Below are 14,533 nucleotides of genomic sequence, written 5' to 3'. Positions count from 1 at the left end.
AGACCTAGCAATCGTTAGATTGCGAAACATCTTCGGGCCCGGCCTATGTCCAGGCCCGTTCTCCTCGACCGCAAGCCCCACTGGCGAAGATCACTCGCACACTAGGGCTGCCCGGAAAATCGTTGCCACAAGAGACCAGGTCGGCTCAGCCGGTGCGGATTCGCCTCGTTGCGCGAAGTAGCCGTCCATATCCGGGATCCACTAGAGACTCCCCGCTTCTCCGGCATCACGATGACTACCCCCGCAGCGGGGTCAAAAATTCATCAGTCGGCATACTCCGTCAAGAAGTACCTCAGCTCGCCGCTTCCACCCAGATACATGCCGGGATCGATGTTCGCAATAACCCGTAGCAGTACTTTCGCCTGAGCTTCCGTGATCGGTACTGATCCTGGGACGTCCAGCTTGTCGATGCCCAAGGCACTTTCCAGGTCCGCTCGACCGGCTCCGCCGAGGTCGAGGTCCCACTCGAGCCCTTCGTCGCTGACTCGAAACGCTTCGACGGTCCACGTCACGGTTCCACCTCCCGCCCCGGAACAGGCCCCTTCCCCTCGATCGGCTGGCCAGTTTCGGGATCAAACGCACCTTGATGCTTACCCCGCTTGTTGTAAACTTCAACTTCGCCGTGCTGGTAATCCCATTCGTAGATGTTCCCTTTCCGGTCCTTCCAGCGCGGACGGAGTCCACCACCCCCTTGCACCGGGGTCTTCGGCGTAACCCGTTGCGTGTCCGGAAAACCAGGAAGACTTCTACCCTTTGGCGGAGGGTGGTATCCCTGGCGGCAACTCTCGTCCTTTAACCCTAGAGGATCGAGCCAGGTGTGCGGATTGAAGACGTAACCGTGAGGGTCAGGCCCTCCTTCGAGCCCTAACGGGTCGCTACTCGTGTATCTGGATGTCGCGGGGTCGTAGTGGCGGTGGAAGTTGTAGTTGAAGCCCGTTTCCGGGTCGTGGTACTGGCCTGGGAAGCGGAGTGGGGTGTACGCCGCCGTGCGGGGTTGGTCAGGGGCTACTCCCCACAGCGTCGTTCTTTGGTGCCAGGCCACTGCGCCTTGATCGTTGATCAGTTCTGTCGGGGTGCCGACGAGGTCCGTGACGATGGAGTGGAACTGGTCGTCGATCCAGCGCTGGGGTGCGTTGCGGAGGGCTGAGCGTTCGGTTTGGGTTACCGGGCGGAAGGTGCCTGGTTCGTAGTTCCAGACCGTGACCCGGGCGTCGGTGAAGTTCGGGCCGTTGGGGAGGCCGTCGGTGTGAGCTTGTTCGGCCAGGACCGTTCCGTCCCAGATGAACTCGATCTGCTCCAGGACGCGAGAACCGTCCGGGGTGAGGCGCTGTTTGGCGACTCGGCGACCCAACGGGTCGTAGCGGTAGCGCCAGCGGGCGCCGTCCGGGGTGAGGACTTCGACCAGGCGGTCGTCGGCGTCCCAGAAGTAGCGCCAGGTGTCCGGCTTGCGGGACAGGCGCTTCCGCTGGCGCAGCACCACGCGCCCCTGGGCGTCGTGCTCGTAGCGGACCTTGCCCGCTCGGCGGATCAGGGTGCCGCTGTACTCGCGGTCGCCGAGTTCCTCGCCGTCGCTGGTGGGCCAGGAGGCGTGGGCCAGGTTTCCCGCCGCGTCGTAGGCATAGCGCTCCGTCCAGCCCGGGCCGGTGACCGCGGTGACGCGGCCTACCCGGTCGAGGTCGAACGTGCGCGGGCCGGTGAGCTTGTCGTCGAGCCCGGTCAGGTACCCGTCCGCGCGGTAGGTGTACGAGCGCTGCTGGATCTGCTGGCCGGTCGCGCCGGTGATGGTCTGCGAGAGCAGCTGGTGGTTGGCGTTCCAGGCCTGGGCCAGGACGACGTCGGGCCCCAGGTCCCGCTGGATCTCGTGACCTGCGCGGTCGTAGCCGAAGCGCAGGGTCCGGCCAGCGGTGTGCAGCGCGGTCGGCCGACCGTTCGGGTCGTACTCCCAGGCGCTCTCCGCGCCGGAGGGCGTGCGGCGGCGAATCCTGCGGCCCAGCGGGTCGTACACCGAGGCCACCGTCCGGCCGTTGATGGTCTCGGCCAGCACCCGCCCGGCCGGGTCGCGGTCGAAGGTGACCTGGGTGTCGCCGTCCATCGCCTCGACCAGGCGGCCCAGCGGGTCGTAGGTGAAGGTCGAGGTGACCGCGCCGTTGCGGCGTTCGATCACGTTGCCCAGCACGTCGCGGGAGAACGAGGTGGTCTCCCCCGCACCGTTGGTGCGCTCGACCAGCTGACCGGCCGCGTCGTGCCGGTAGGTGACCGCGCGGCCGTTGAAGTCGATCTCCCGGGCCAGGTTGCCCACGACGTCGTAGTCGTAGCGCCACACCAGGCCCTGCTCGTTGGTGACGCTGACCAGCCGGAGCTCGGTGTCGTAGTCGAACTCCAGGCGCGTCCCGTCGGGCCGGATCTCCACCGACGGCAGGTCGAAGTGCGTGACCTCGGTTCGGGTCTCCTGCCCCAGGGCGTCGACGAACGTCCGGAGGTTGCCCTCCCCGTCGTACAACCACCGCTCGGTCGCACCGTCCGGCAACGTCCGCCACGCGGGCTTGCCGTCCACGGTCCAGCCGAAGCGCGTGGTCCCGCCCAGCGGGTCCACCACCTCCGCGACGCGGCCGAACCCGTCCCGCGCGTAGCGGGTGGTGTTGCCCAGCGGATCGGTCAGGGCGACCGGCAAGCCCGCCGCATCGGTCTCGACCCGGCGCACGTTGCCCAGCGCATCCGTGAAACTGGCCAGGTGTCCGCGCTCGTCGTAGGCGTAGCTGGTGACCGCGCCGAGCGGGTCCACCGCCCTGACGACGTTCCCCCGCTCGTCGTACTCGCGCCGCGACACCGAACCGTCCGGGGCGATGAGCGTGGTGGGCAGCCGGAGATCGTTGTGCTCGAAACGCGCCTGGCTGCCGTCCGGGCGCGAGATCGCGACCAAGTTCCCGGGCTCGTCGTACTCGTAGCGGACCGTGCGACCGAGCTGATCCGTCCGGGAGAGCAACCGGTCCGACTCATCCCACTCGAAGCGGATCTCGCCGCCCTGCGCGTCCACCTCGCGAACCGTCTGACCGGCCTCGTTGAGGTGGTACGTGGTGCGGGCGCCTTGGGAGTCGGTCCAGCAGGTGATCCGGTTCTCGTCGTCGTACTCCAGCGCGCCGCTGAAGAAACCGCCCGAGCCCTCCACCTCCACGACCCGGCCGCGGCCGTCGTAGGTGTAGCGGTACCACTTGTCGTTGCGGTCGGTCCAGCTCGTGATCCGCCCCGACTCGTCGTAGGTGAACTTCAGCGGCAGGCCCGAGGCGTTGATCACCTCGACGAGCCGCTGGTCCTCGTAGCCGTAGCGCATCAGCAGCACGTCGTCGCCGTCGTCGGCCCCGCGGAGGTGCAACGCGGTCACCAGACCTCCGTCGGACTCCACCCGGATGCGGTAACCACCCGAGTGCCGCACCTCGACGGGCGTTCGGTCGGCGTCGCGCTCGACGTCGATGCGGTGGCCGTTGCGATCCGTGATCGCGGTCAGCGGCAGGATCTCGCCCGCGGGACCGAAGTGCAGCGTCAGGCCCTGTGCTGCATCGGTGATCGTGTAAGTGCCGTCCTCGAAGCGCGTCAAGCTCCGTCGCGGCCCGGTCGCTGCGGCGGTGGAGGAACCCAGCGCCGGTTGGGGGAAGAGGGACAGCGTGCCGTCGTCGGCGACGAAGCACACGTCGGTCTCGTCCACCTCCAACCGCTGGTCCAGGGTCGAAGTCCACGTCGGACCGAAGTGCTGTCCGGCCCGGAAGGTCGAGAGGTGCAGTCGCTTCAGCACCAGGGGGAGCACGCCCGCGAGCTCGACATCGGTCTGCGCGAGCACCATGCTGCCGGTGGCGATGTCGATCGGGTCGCCGGTCGTGTTCCGCTCGGGAACCGGAACCCGGTGTTCCGGGGCATCGGGGACCTTCTTGATCGTCTTGAGGACCTTGCCGACCCCACCGGTGACGATTCCGCCCAAGATCTCGCCGGTGATCCTGCCCAGCCCCACTTCACCGTGCCCGTTGGCGAAATCGTCCCAGGAAACCATCGCCTTGAACGTTTCGACGGGATGGGTAACGGCGTAGGCCATCGCCTCCACCGTCCCCAGCGGGTCGGCGAACGCGTCGTAGAACGCGGTGAACGTGCCGGAGAACCCCTCCCAGAGCGCCCCGTAGAAGTTCGCGTCGATCTGCGCCTGGGAGTCCTGGGGAGCTACCGCCGCTTCTTCGCGCAACGCGAAAGCCGCGCGATCGCCCGCCCAGACCAGCTCCTGCCGAGCCAGCCGCAGCATGTCCTGGGCGGCCTGCCGCCGTTCCCCGCCAGGATCGACGAACGGAGCAACCTCGCCACCTTGCGCCTCGGCGACGGCTCGCTCGTAGTCCAGCTTCGCCTGCTCGGTGGCGGCTTCGCCTTCAGCCCACAACCGAGCGGCCTCGGCGGCCTCGTCCTGGGCCCACCTCAGCACGCGCGCGTACTCCTCGAGCGCGGCCGCACCAGCTTCCAGCGAATCCCCGCCGTCGAACCAGCGGGGAACGTCCGTCTGGTGCTGTTCGTGCCAGAGGTCGGCCGCCCTGCCGGTCCACCCACCGGCATCGATGCGTTGCAGAGCTTCGCCGGTCTCGGACGCCTTGACCGCTCGCTCCCGGATGAACCGCGCGTTCGCCTCGATCAGATCCGGGTCTCCCGGGACCAGCAGCGCCGGATCGGTGACCTGCCCCAGCTCGAAGCTCATGGCCCCATCCCCGGCATGGGCATCGGCTCCACCACATCGATCCCGGGGTCGGTCGACAGCGCGTCAGCACCGGCCTGATCGGCTTCCCGGTACGCCTTGGCTGCCTCGCCGAGCGAATAGCCCATCCGGGTCGCGCGGTCGCACAACGCGTCCAGGCCGACCGACCAGCGGTCGCAGAACTCCGTCAGAGCCGCTGGCAGATCGGCGTGCCCGTACGCCTGGCTGTCGCCCGGCAGCTCGCTCAGCTCGGAGTTGTCCTGGCCTTCGACGAGTTCGGCCATGTTCCGCGACGCCTTCTCCAGCAGTTCGATCTCGACGTGAAAACCGTTGCCGTCCAAGCTCCCCACTCACTTCCGACGTCGAGCAGCCGCCTGGCGCGCTGGCGCGGTGCGCTTCCACTCCCGCTCGAGCGCGAAGAAGTCGTCGACCCGCGGCAGCAGCGGCAACCGGTGCTCGTCCTCGGGATCCACCATCACGCCCACACCGGGCGGCACCAGCTCCAGGAAGACCGCGCCGGGCATCGACATGTAGTCGCACTCCCCGGCATGCGAGGCGAGCCGCTCCTGGGTCGAGAACGCCACCGTCCACCGGCCCCGGCGCTCGAGGTCGCTCACGAACACCCCGGGCTTCTCCGGGCGCTGGGCGAAGACGACCGCCTTGGCGAACGCCGCGTAGAACGCCTTGATCGGGCGCTTGCCCGCGCGCACGTCCTGCGCGAGCGCCGCCAGTGCTGCTTCCCCCTCCGACACGGGCGGGACCCTACCCAGGGACGTGACGAACTGTCAGGGAGTTGGCACCAGCGGTCTGGTGCGCAGTGATCGACGCCACCCGGGGGTCAGCGCCACTGGGCGAGGACCGTCACCGTTCCCGGGTCGACTTCGGTGAAGCCCGCGTCTCGGACCATGCCCACCCTCGCTTCGCGCCAGGCCTTCTCCGGGTTGTCGCGGGGGTGCAGGCGGGTCCAGGTGTCCGCGTCCGCTCGGCGGACCGAGCAGCGGAATCCGGTTGCCGCCCAGTGCTCCAGGTCGGCGTTCATGCCTTCGCCGCGGAGGAGGGCCGCCAGGATCATCGTCGCGTGGCCGACCTGGGCCGCCGACTTGCCCGCGCTCATCGGGACGTCCGGGTTCAGCCACAGCACCGGGGCGTTCGGCAGCGGCGGGCCCGGTTCGTCGGCGTCCAGCTCGCTGCCCGAGATCTGCAGTCGGCTGAGCTCCTTGGGCATGTCCGCGACGCGCATCGGCAGGAAGGCGCGCACCTCGGCGTTGCCGACCTGGACGGTGCGGCCGGGCAGGGCCTGCACCGCCTCCCAGTGCGCGCCGCGCGCCCGCCGCGCCACCTTGCGGATCCGGCCCGCGATCCAGGTGCTCATGGCCTCGTGCCACTCGCCGCCCGGCTTGCAGCGCTCGTCCAGGCACACCGCCAGCGCCGCCGACGCCGCCGCCTCCAGCAGCGCGGTGCGGTCCGGCGGCTCGCGCCGCTCGATCCTCAGCACCATCGGCATCAGCACCACGTTCTCCGGGTCCTCGTCCGAGGTGTCCGCGGTGGCCGCGCCGGGCAGGGCCAGCCAGGAGGCGTAGCGGGCGATCAGCGGGTCGAGCACGTCGAAGGCGGTGTCCGGCACATCCCGGTCAGCCGTTTCCGGACCGCCGTTATTCCCAGGTCGCATCACACGTCCAGCGGCACTCGCCGCAGCACCCCGTCCTCGGCGTCGGCGGCCTCGATCTCGGCGCGGGTGACGCCCAGCACGAACAGCACCGTGTCCAGGAACGGGTGGGACAGGGCGGTGTCGGCGACCTCGCGCAGCGCGGGCTTGGCGTTGAACGCCACACCCAGCCCGGCCGCCGAGAGCATGTCGATGTCGTTGGCGCCGTCGCCGACCGCCACGCACTGCGCGGCCGGGACCCCGAAGGACTCGGCGAACCGGCGCAGCGCCTTGGCCTTGCCCGGCCGGTCCACGATCTCGCCGATCACCCGGCCGGTCAGCTTCCCGTCCACGACCTCCAGCTCGTTCGCGGCGCTGAAGTCCAGGCCGAGCTCGTCCACCAGCTGGTCGATGATCTGGGTGAACCCGCCGGAGACCACCCCGGTGTGGAAGCCCAGCCGCCGCAGGGTGCGGATCGTGGTGCGCGCGCCAGCGGTCAGCTCCAGCTCCCCGGCGACCTCGTCCAGCACCGACGCCGGCAGGCCCTCCAACACCGCGACCCGCTGCCGCAGCGACTCGGCGAAGTCCAGCTCGCCGCGCATGGCCCGCTCGGTGACCTCGCGGACCTGCTCCTCGCACCCGGCCCGGGCGGCCAGCATCTCGATGACCTCGCCCTGGATGAGCGTCGAGTCCACGTCGAAGACCACCAGCCGCTTCGCCCGCCGCGACAGCCCGGTGCGCTCCACCGCCAGGTCCACACCGGCGCGGGCGGCGATGTCGGCCATCGCCCGGGTCAGCTCCGTGTCGTCATCCGCGTCCGGGGCGCTGACCTGCAGCTCCAGCCCGGTCACCGGGTAGTCGGCGACCCGCCGGATGGAGTCGATGTTGACCCCGATCTCGGCCAGGCCGCGGGACACCTCGCTGAAGTTGCGCGCGGTCACCGGCTGCCCGAGCACCACCACCACGTGGCTGGAGGCGAGCTTGCTCGCGTCGCCGTCCTCGGCGCCGATCGCCACGTCGACGGTCATGCCGACGGTGGCCATCGCCTGCTCCACGGCCTCCTGCAGCTGCTCCGGATCGTGCTCGGTGGACACCAGCACGCCGAGCACCAGACGACCCCGGATCACCACCTGCTCGACGTCGACGATGTCCACGCCGTGCCGGGTCAGCGCGGCGAACAGCACGGAGGTGACGCCCGGCTTGTCCTTCCCGGTCACGGTGATCAGCACGGTGGTCGCGTTATCGGCGCTCACGGCAGCGGTTTCCTCTCCTCTTCTGAAGCGGCGAAGCCGCTTGACCCGCCTTCGGAACTCGCGCCGCCACGCAGGACGAGCTCGTCGGGCAGATCCTCAAAGGCCCCGGCATGCGAAGAGCCCCGGCGAGCACAGCCCGCCGGGGCTCTTCGTCGAGCTAACCCCACCCTGGCACAGTTGCGCGGTGCGGGGCTAGCGCCCACATCACTTCTCGGTGGTGTCCTCGCCGGACTCCGTCTTCTCCTTCAGCGCCGTCGCGGTGCCGCCGCCCTCGTGCTTGTGGGCGATGGTCTTGCCGGTCAGGCTCAGGTGCGCCTCCAGGCGCATCCGCTCGGAGATGTGCGGGTAGTGCAGCTCGAACGCGGGCCGCTCGGAGCGGATCCGGGGCAGCTCGGTGAAGTTGTGCCGCGGCGGCGGGCAGGAGGTCGCCCACTCCAGGGAGTTGCCGTAGCCCCACGGGTCGTCGACCTCGACGACCTCGCCGTAGCGGTAGCTCTTGAACACGTTGTAGAGGAACGGCAGCATCGAGGCGCCCAGGATGAACGCGCCGATCGTCGAGATCGTGTTCAGGATGGTGAAGTTGTCGGTGGCCAGGTAGTCGGCGTACCGGCGCGGCATGCCCTCGTTGCCCAGCCAGTGCTGGACCAGGAAGGTGCCGTGGAAGCCGATGAAGGTCAGCCAGAAGTGCAGCTTGGCCAGCCGCTCGTCCATCATCCGGCCGGTCATCTTCGGGAACCAGAAGTAGATCCCGGCGAAGGTCGCGAACACGATCGTGCCGTAGAGCACGTAGTGGAAGTGCGCCACCACGAAGTAGGTGTCCGAGACGTGGAAGTCGACCGGCGGCATCGCCAGCAGGACACCGGTCAGACCGCCGAAGAGGAAGGTGACCAGGAAGCCCACGCTGAACAGCATCGGCGACTCGAAGGTCAGCTGGCCCTTCCACATGGTGCCGATCCAGTTGAAGAACTTCACACCGGTCGGGACCGCGATCAGGAACGTGGTGAAGGCGAAGAACGGCAGCAGCACCGCGCCGGTGGCGTACATGTGGTGCGCCCACACCACGACCGACAGGGCCGCGATGCCCAGCGTCGCGTACACCAGGCCGGAGTAGCCGAAGATCGGCTTGCGGCTGAACACCGGGAAGATCTCCGAGACGATGCCGAAGAACGGCAGCGCCACGATGTAGACCTCGGGGTGGCCGAAGAACCAGAACAGGTGCTGCCAGAGGATCACGCCGCCGTTGGCCGGGTCGAACACGTGCGCACCCAGGTGCCGGTCGGCCATCAGGCCGAACAGCGCGGCGGTCAGGATCGGGAACGCCATCAGGATCAGCACGCTGGTGACCAGGATGTTCCAGGTGAAGATCGGCATCCGGAACATCGTCATGCCCGGCGCCCGCAGGCAGACCACCGTGGTGATCATGTTCACCGCGCCGAGGATGGTGCCCAGACCGGAGACGGCCAGACCGGCGATCCAGAAGTCCGCACCGTGGCCCGGCGAGTGCAGGGCGTCCGACAGCGGGGTGTAGGCGAACCAGCCGAAGTCGGCGGCGCCGCCCGGCAGCAGGAAGCCGCTGACGACCATCAGACCGCCGAACGAGTACAGCCAGTACCCCAGGGCGTTCAGCCGCGGGAACGCGACGTCCGGGGAACCGATCTGCAGCGGCAGGATGTAGTTGGCGAAGCCGAACAGGATCGGCGTCGCGTACAGCAGCAGCATCACCGTGCCGTGCATGGTGAACAGCTGGTTGTACTGCTCCTGCGACAGGAACTGCATCCCCGGGACGGCGAGCTCACCGCGGATCAGCATCGCCATCAGGCCGCCGACCAGGAAGAACGCCATCGACGTGGTCAGGTAGAGGATGCCGATTTGCTTGTGGTCCGTGGTGCGGAACATCCGCGCCATGAACGAACCCTTGACCGTTTTGCGCACCGGATAGGGGCGCGTGGCGATCGGCTGTGGCGCGACGGCCGTCACGGTGCCTCCTGCACTCCCTTGAAGCCTTCGTCGGACCCGGTTGGATCCGCCCCGACCCGGGTGGGTCGGACGACAGCATGCGACACCCCGCAGGGCGACTGCAGGACGAGCCAGTCGCGATGCCTGCCGACTGCGGATACTAGTCCCGACGCCCGGCCGTAGTTCGCCCGGGCCGTAGCCACCCTATTCATTGCCCCGTGCTCGGTCACCCCGAGTGAGATCGACCCGACAGGCCGCGATCACCGAGCACCCGGTGGCGATGCCGCCCGCACGCGCCCGGGAGGCCCTGTCTGCGAAGCCGGAAGCGGCACCAGCCGCTTGCATCCACCTGCGCAGAGCGACCACCGGCGGGTTCTGAGCGGTCTCCTGACGAGACGGCCGTGTGCTGGACATACATCGGGAGGCACACCCGCAGTTCGGGGAAGCGCTCAGGTTCCGCCGAGCGACCACGTACGCAGACCAGCCACCAGCAGGTTCTGCAGGGGCAGTTAGCCTACTGGTCAACAGGTCCGGCAGCCCACCTGCGAGCAGTTCGACGGGCCGCCCTGGGACGACGTCCACCAGATCCTGGAGGGGAAGCACGTGCGGAGGAGCACGATCATCGGCGCTGTGCTGATCGGCGGTCTCGCGCTCGCGGGCTGCACGCCTGCCGAGGCACCGAGCGACCAGCCCCCGGCCCCCGGCACGCCGCCGCCGGCGACCGCGCAGCAGCACGCCGGGCAGCACGGCGCGGGTGAGCACAGCGAGACGGATCGCGAGTTCGCCCAGCAGCTGCTCGCCAACCGCCAGCAGGTGCTGGAGCTGGCCGAGCTGGCCCAGACCAACGCGCAGAGCGCCGACGTCAAGGCGCTCGCCGGGGAGCTGCAGCAGTCGGCTCAGCTGCAGGTCGGGCAGCTCAACGCCTTCCTGACCTCGGCCGCGGGCCAGCAGTCGGGCAGCGCCCCGGAGGACGCCGCCGACGAGGCCGACGGCACCGGCCAGCAGGCCTCGCAGCAGCTGGACCAGCTGAAGCAGGCCACCGGCGCGCAGTTCGACCAGCAGTGGAAGCAGGCCGTGCAGTCGCTGGAGCAGAGCGCCGCGCAGCTGGCCCGCTCCGAGCAGGAGGAGGGCCAGGCCCAGGCCATGCGCAAGCTGGCCGAGGACTTCCTCGCCTCCCAGCAGGACGTGCTCACCAAGCTCAACGCCCTCTGATCCGGGGCGCCGAACGGGGCCGCAGGCGATCCGCCCGCGGCCCCGTTCTCGTCTTCCGCTCAGGCGAGACGGACGCGGAACACCCGGCGGGCCAGCGCTTCCAGCGCGGCCACCAGCAGGGCCAGCACGAGGTGGGCGGGCCAGAGCAGCAGGTGGGTGGCGGCCGGGGCTCCGACGTCGATGAGCTGCTCGTCGAATCCGGCCAGCAGGGCGCCGACCGCCAGCAGGAGCGCCGGGAGCAGCAGCCCGGACCGGAGCAGCAGGAAGCCCGCCACCCCGAACGCGAGCACGTTCCCCACCAGCGCCCAGGCCAGCAGGCCACCGGACAACGTGGTTCCGAGCGCGGTGCACGCGGTGGCGATCACGGCCAACGCCGCCGCCCGCCCGAGCGCCTTCCGACGGCTCGGCCGTTCCCGACCGCGCAGCGCGAAGACACCGACCAGCACGAGCAGCCGCGGCCACCCCGCCACCAGCGCGCCGATCCACTGCGGACCGGTGCCGACCAGCACCCCGCCGACCACGGCTCGCTCGCCGGACCCCATCACCTCGCCGAGCACCACCAGCGCCGTGACAGCGCCCAGCGGCCACCAAGTCGCGTTCCGAACGGCGAGGAACGCGGGCACCGCCAACCCGATCACCACCGGGTCGACCGGATATCCGAAGGCCACGCCGAGCAGCGCGATCAGCGCCGCGTAGCCCGCACCGAAGGCGATGCCGCTGATCACAATTCCTCCCGGAACAGCTCGACGACCCGGCGGACGGTGTCCGCGGTGGCTGCCGCGTTGGCCTGCGGCGTCCCGCCGCCCGCGGCCCAGAAGACCCCCGGGACCAGCGCGACCGCGGCGGTGTAGGAGGTCGGGAGGTTCGGCACGTCGAGGATGAGGTGCCCCGCTCCCGGCTGGACCACGTGCTCGGCCCGGTCGCCGAGCCGATGCGCGGCGACGTCCAGCAGCCGCCGCGACGGCCACATCTCGTCCCGCTCACCGGACACCAGCAGGAACGCGGCACCGCTGCGCTCGACCGGGATCGCGGCGCGGTCGAGCTCCTCCGGCGTGGCGGTCGTGCCCTGGGTGTCCACGAACCGCCCCGGCCGACCGCGCGCGACCGAGGTCAGGAAGTCGACCGGGGAGCCGGGCGAGCCCAGCACCAGCGGCGGGAGTTCCGCACCGCCGTGCGTCCAGGACGAGCCCACCCGCGCAGCACCGGGGAACACCGCTCCGGACCCCACGACCGACGCCACCGCGCCCACGCCCGGCGAGAACGCGCCGAGCAGCAGCGCGAACTCGCCGCCCCGGGACAGCCCGACCACGCCGACCCGGCCGCCGGAGACCTCCGGCCGCGCCCGCAACCAGTCCACCGCGCGGGTCCCGTACTCGACCGGGATCCGGTCCAGCGCGGGCGGCAGGCCGGGCAGCCCGAAGTAGGCCAGGCCCAGCACGGCGAACCCCTTCCCGGCCAGGAACCGGCCCAGCTCGGGGTTCGGCCGCCCGCCCTCGGACCCGCCCAGCAGGATCACGCCCGGGTGCGGCCCGGGACCGGGCGGCAGGTGGAGGTCACCGACCACCCCGTCCTCGGCGATCGGTGTCGACCGCACGCCCGGCGCGTGCAGCGCCACCGCCACCGGAGCCCGCGCCACCGTGCGCCCGTCGATGTCGACGCCGATGGTCAGCCGGACCTCCGGTCCGGTCAGCGCCGCCCGCGATTCGCGCACCGGCTCCCCGGACGGCAGTCGCATCGACCACAGCAGACCGGTGGGGTCCGCACCGGTGTAGGAGCCGCGGACCGGGGCTTGCCGCGCGATGTCGACGCGCCCGTCGCGATCCGCCGCGAACGTCGCCCACGAGGTCCACAGCCGACCGCGGTCGTCGGTCGTCCGCGCCCACACCGAGGCCTCCTCCCCCGGCGCCAACCCGCTGACGACCGCCTCCAGCGGCTCGTCGATCGCACCGCCGCCGACGGCCAGCGAAGGTGCGGCCCGGGCGGGGCCCGAGCACCCCGCGACCAGCAGCACCGCGGCCAGCAGACCGATTCCACGTCGCACCGAAGCCTCCGCTCCAAGATCGTTCGAGGCCAACGGTGCGGTCTCCCGCGACTGGAAGGTCAAGCCCTCTTCCGCGCAGCTCCGGGGGAACCTACTATGAGTAGGCTACTGTCGAGTAGATAACGTCGACCGAGGGAGTGCTCATGCCGAACGTGTCCGGCAAGGTCGTCCTGATCACCGGTGCCGCGCGGGGGATCGGCGCGCAGACCGCCCGGGAGCTGGCCCGCCGCGGCGCCCGGCTCGCCCTGGTCGGCCTGGAGCCCGACGAGCTCGCGGCGGTCGCCGCGGAACTCGGCGAGGGGCACTTCTGGGCCGAGGCCGACGTGACCGACGGCGACTCGATCAAGGCCGCGGTGGACGCCGCCGCCGAGCAGCTCGGGCGCATCGACGTGGTCATCGCCAACGCCGGGATCGCCCCCATCGGCACGGTGCGCAAGAGCGACCCGCGGGCGTTCACCAAGACCATCGACGTCAACATCAACGGCGTCTTCCACACCGCCCGCGCCGCCCTGCCGCACCTGATCGAGCGCCGCGGCTACCTGTTGGTCGTCTCCTCGCTGTCGGCGTTCACGCCGATCGGCGGCATGGCCGCCTACACCGCGAGCAAGTCCGGCGCGGAGGCGCTCGCCTGCGCGCTGCGCACCGAGGTGATGCACCTGGGCGTGGCCGTGGGCAGCGCGCACCCGTCGTGGATCGACACCGACATGGTGCGCGACGTGGCGCACGACCTGACCGCCTTCGAAGCGATGCGCAAGCGCCTCCCCTGGCCGATGCGCTCCACCACGAGCGTGCAGGACTGCGCCAAGGCCTTCGCCGACGGCGTCGAGCGCCGCGCCCGCCGGGTGTACGTCCCGCGCGCCATCGCGCTGATGCACTGGCTGCGCAACGTCCCGTCCTCGCGGCTCGTCGAGTTCCTCATGCGGCCGACGGTGCGCCGCCTGATCCCGAAGATGGAGCAGGAGGTCACCGCGCTCGGCCGGTCGCTCAGCGAACGCAACCAGAAGCTCCAGGGCTGAACGTCGGGACCGGTGGCCGGGGTGTCTGACGCGGCTGGCTTCCCCGGCCACCGGAGCTCACCGGGGGCGCTGCTCGCTGAGCACCCCGCGCTCCTGCTCGATCTTGGCGATCAGCGTCCACACCGTCTGACCGGCGCGGCCGTGGGCGCTGTGCTGCGGGCGGCTGCCGAGCCAGTGCGGCAGCCGCACCAGGATTCCGCCGACAGCCGCGCCGATCGTGTTGCACACGACGTCGTCGGTGGCGGCGACCCGCCCGGGGATGGCCAGGAACTGGGTCAGCTCGATCGACACCGACAGCAGCAGCCCGCCGAACGCGATCTTGACCACGCTGTCGAACCACGGCAGGCGCTGCGGCACCAGCACCGCCAGCGGCAGCAGCAGGAGCACGTTCCCGACCAGCTGGACCCACGGCGCCAGATCGCCCGGCCCGGCGGTCAGCGCCATCGCCACGTCCTTGCCGAGGCTGGGCCGGACGGGCTCCGCGGCGGGCGGCTGCGGCAGGAACACCAGGTACCCGACGCAGAGCAGCGAGTACGCCAGCGCCGCGTCGAGCAGCGGCTCGCGCGGGTCGGAACCGCGGCGCGCCACCGCCGATGCCGTCCCCACCGCCACCGAGAGCGGGAGCAGAACGGTCACCACGGGCATGAATCCGTCGAATGCCACGAGAGCCTGCTGCACGTGCGCCGCACT

At 70.4% G+C, this 14,533-nt stretch carries 13 protein-coding genes; 2 read left to right on the top strand and 11 right to left on the bottom strand.

Annotation, left to right across the window (positions count from 1 at the left end; translation table 11 throughout):
• Positions 1–90: 90 nt before the first annotated feature.
• The 8 genes from F1721_RS35600 to ctaD form a co-directional block, all read right to left on the bottom strand.
• On the bottom strand, positions 91–189 hold the full coding sequence (locus tag F1721_RS35600; protein ID WP_425474396.1) for a DUF7660 family protein: 99 nt from the start codon (positions 187–189) through the stop codon (positions 91–93).
• 74 nt (positions 190–263) lie between these two features.
• On the bottom strand, positions 264–512 hold the full coding sequence (locus tag F1721_RS05575) for a hypothetical protein (protein WP_150065429.1): 249 nt from the start codon (positions 510–512) through the stop codon (positions 264–266).
• On the bottom strand, positions 509–4,723 hold the full coding sequence (locus tag F1721_RS05570; RefSeq protein WP_150065428.1) for a colicin E3/pyocin S6 family cytotoxin: 4,215 nt from the start codon (positions 4,721–4,723) through the stop codon (positions 509–511). Before F1721_RS05570 ends, F1721_RS05575 begins: the two co-directional genes overlap by 4 nt.
• Positions 4,720–5,061: a hypothetical protein gene (locus tag F1721_RS05565; RefSeq protein ID WP_150065427.1), complete on the bottom strand. Its 342-nt coding sequence runs from the start codon at positions 5,059–5,061 to the stop codon at positions 4,720–4,722. The genes F1721_RS05570 and F1721_RS05565 overlap by 4 nt, the downstream gene beginning before the upstream one ends.
• A gap of 9 nt (positions 5,062–5,070) precedes the next feature.
• Positions 5,071–5,472, bottom strand: a complete 402-nt coding sequence (locus F1721_RS05560) for an SseB family protein (protein WP_150065426.1) — start codon at positions 5,470–5,472, stop codon at positions 5,071–5,073.
• Between the two features lie 86 nt (positions 5,473–5,558).
• Positions 5,559–6,389 carry an aminoacyl-tRNA hydrolase gene (locus F1721_RS05555; RefSeq protein ID WP_150065425.1) on the bottom strand — a complete coding sequence of 277 codons (831 nt, stop codon included), beginning with the start codon at positions 6,387–6,389 and terminating at the stop codon, positions 5,559–5,561.
• A complete protein-coding gene (gene serB, locus F1721_RS05550) occupies positions 6,389–7,618 on the bottom strand; it encodes a phosphoserine phosphatase SerB (RefSeq protein ID WP_150065424.1) in 1,230 nt (409 codons plus the stop codon). Before serB ends, F1721_RS05555 begins: the two co-directional genes overlap by 1 nt.
• 204 nt (positions 7,619–7,822) lie before the next feature.
• The gene (ctaD, locus tag F1721_RS05545; protein WP_150065423.1) at positions 7,823–9,595 is read right to left on the bottom strand and encodes an aa3-type cytochrome oxidase subunit I; all 1,773 of its coding nucleotides are present in this window, start codon (positions 9,593–9,595) and stop codon (positions 7,823–7,825) included.
• Positions 9,596–10,177: 582 nt separating this feature from the next.
• On the opposite strand from ctaD, the gene F1721_RS05540 reads away from it, so the two are divergent.
• Positions 10,178–10,786 carry a DUF305 domain-containing protein gene (locus tag F1721_RS05540; protein WP_150065422.1) on the top strand — a complete coding sequence of 203 codons (609 nt, stop codon included), beginning with the start codon at positions 10,178–10,180 and terminating at the stop codon, positions 10,784–10,786.
• Positions 10,787–10,845: 59 nt separating this feature from the next.
• Here the strand turns inward: F1721_RS05540 and F1721_RS05535 are convergent, their stop codons facing one another.
• On the bottom strand, positions 10,846–11,511 hold the full coding sequence (locus F1721_RS05535; protein ID WP_150065421.1) for a hypothetical protein: 666 nt from the start codon (positions 11,509–11,511) through the stop codon (positions 10,846–10,848).
• Positions 11,508–12,827, bottom strand: a complete 1,320-nt coding sequence (locus F1721_RS05530) for an acyl-CoA thioesterase/bile acid-CoA:amino acid N-acyltransferase family protein (RefSeq protein WP_150065420.1) — start codon at positions 12,825–12,827, stop codon at positions 11,508–11,510. The genes F1721_RS05535 and F1721_RS05530 overlap by 4 nt, the downstream gene beginning before the upstream one ends.
• Before the next feature lie 143 nt (positions 12,828–12,970).
• On the opposite strand from F1721_RS05530, the gene F1721_RS05525 reads away from it, so the two are divergent.
• A complete protein-coding gene (locus F1721_RS05525; RefSeq protein WP_150065419.1) occupies positions 12,971–13,843 on the top strand; it encodes an SDR family oxidoreductase in 873 nt (290 codons plus the stop codon).
• A gap of 57 nt (positions 13,844–13,900) precedes the next feature.
• Here the strand turns inward: F1721_RS05525 and F1721_RS05520 are convergent, their stop codons facing one another.
• The gene (locus F1721_RS05520; protein WP_246154283.1) at positions 13,901–14,506 is read right to left on the bottom strand and encodes a VanZ family protein; all 606 of its coding nucleotides are present in this window, start codon (positions 14,504–14,506) and stop codon (positions 13,901–13,903) included.
• Positions 14,507–14,533 lie beyond the last annotated feature (27 nt).

This window comes from Saccharopolyspora hirsuta (assembly GCF_008630535.1).
Classification (GTDB): domain Bacteria; phylum Actinomycetota; class Actinomycetes; order Mycobacteriales; family Pseudonocardiaceae; genus Saccharopolyspora; species Saccharopolyspora hirsuta.
Note: the sequence above shows the minus strand (reverse complement) of the source record. Positions and strands in the feature narration are given on the sequence as shown.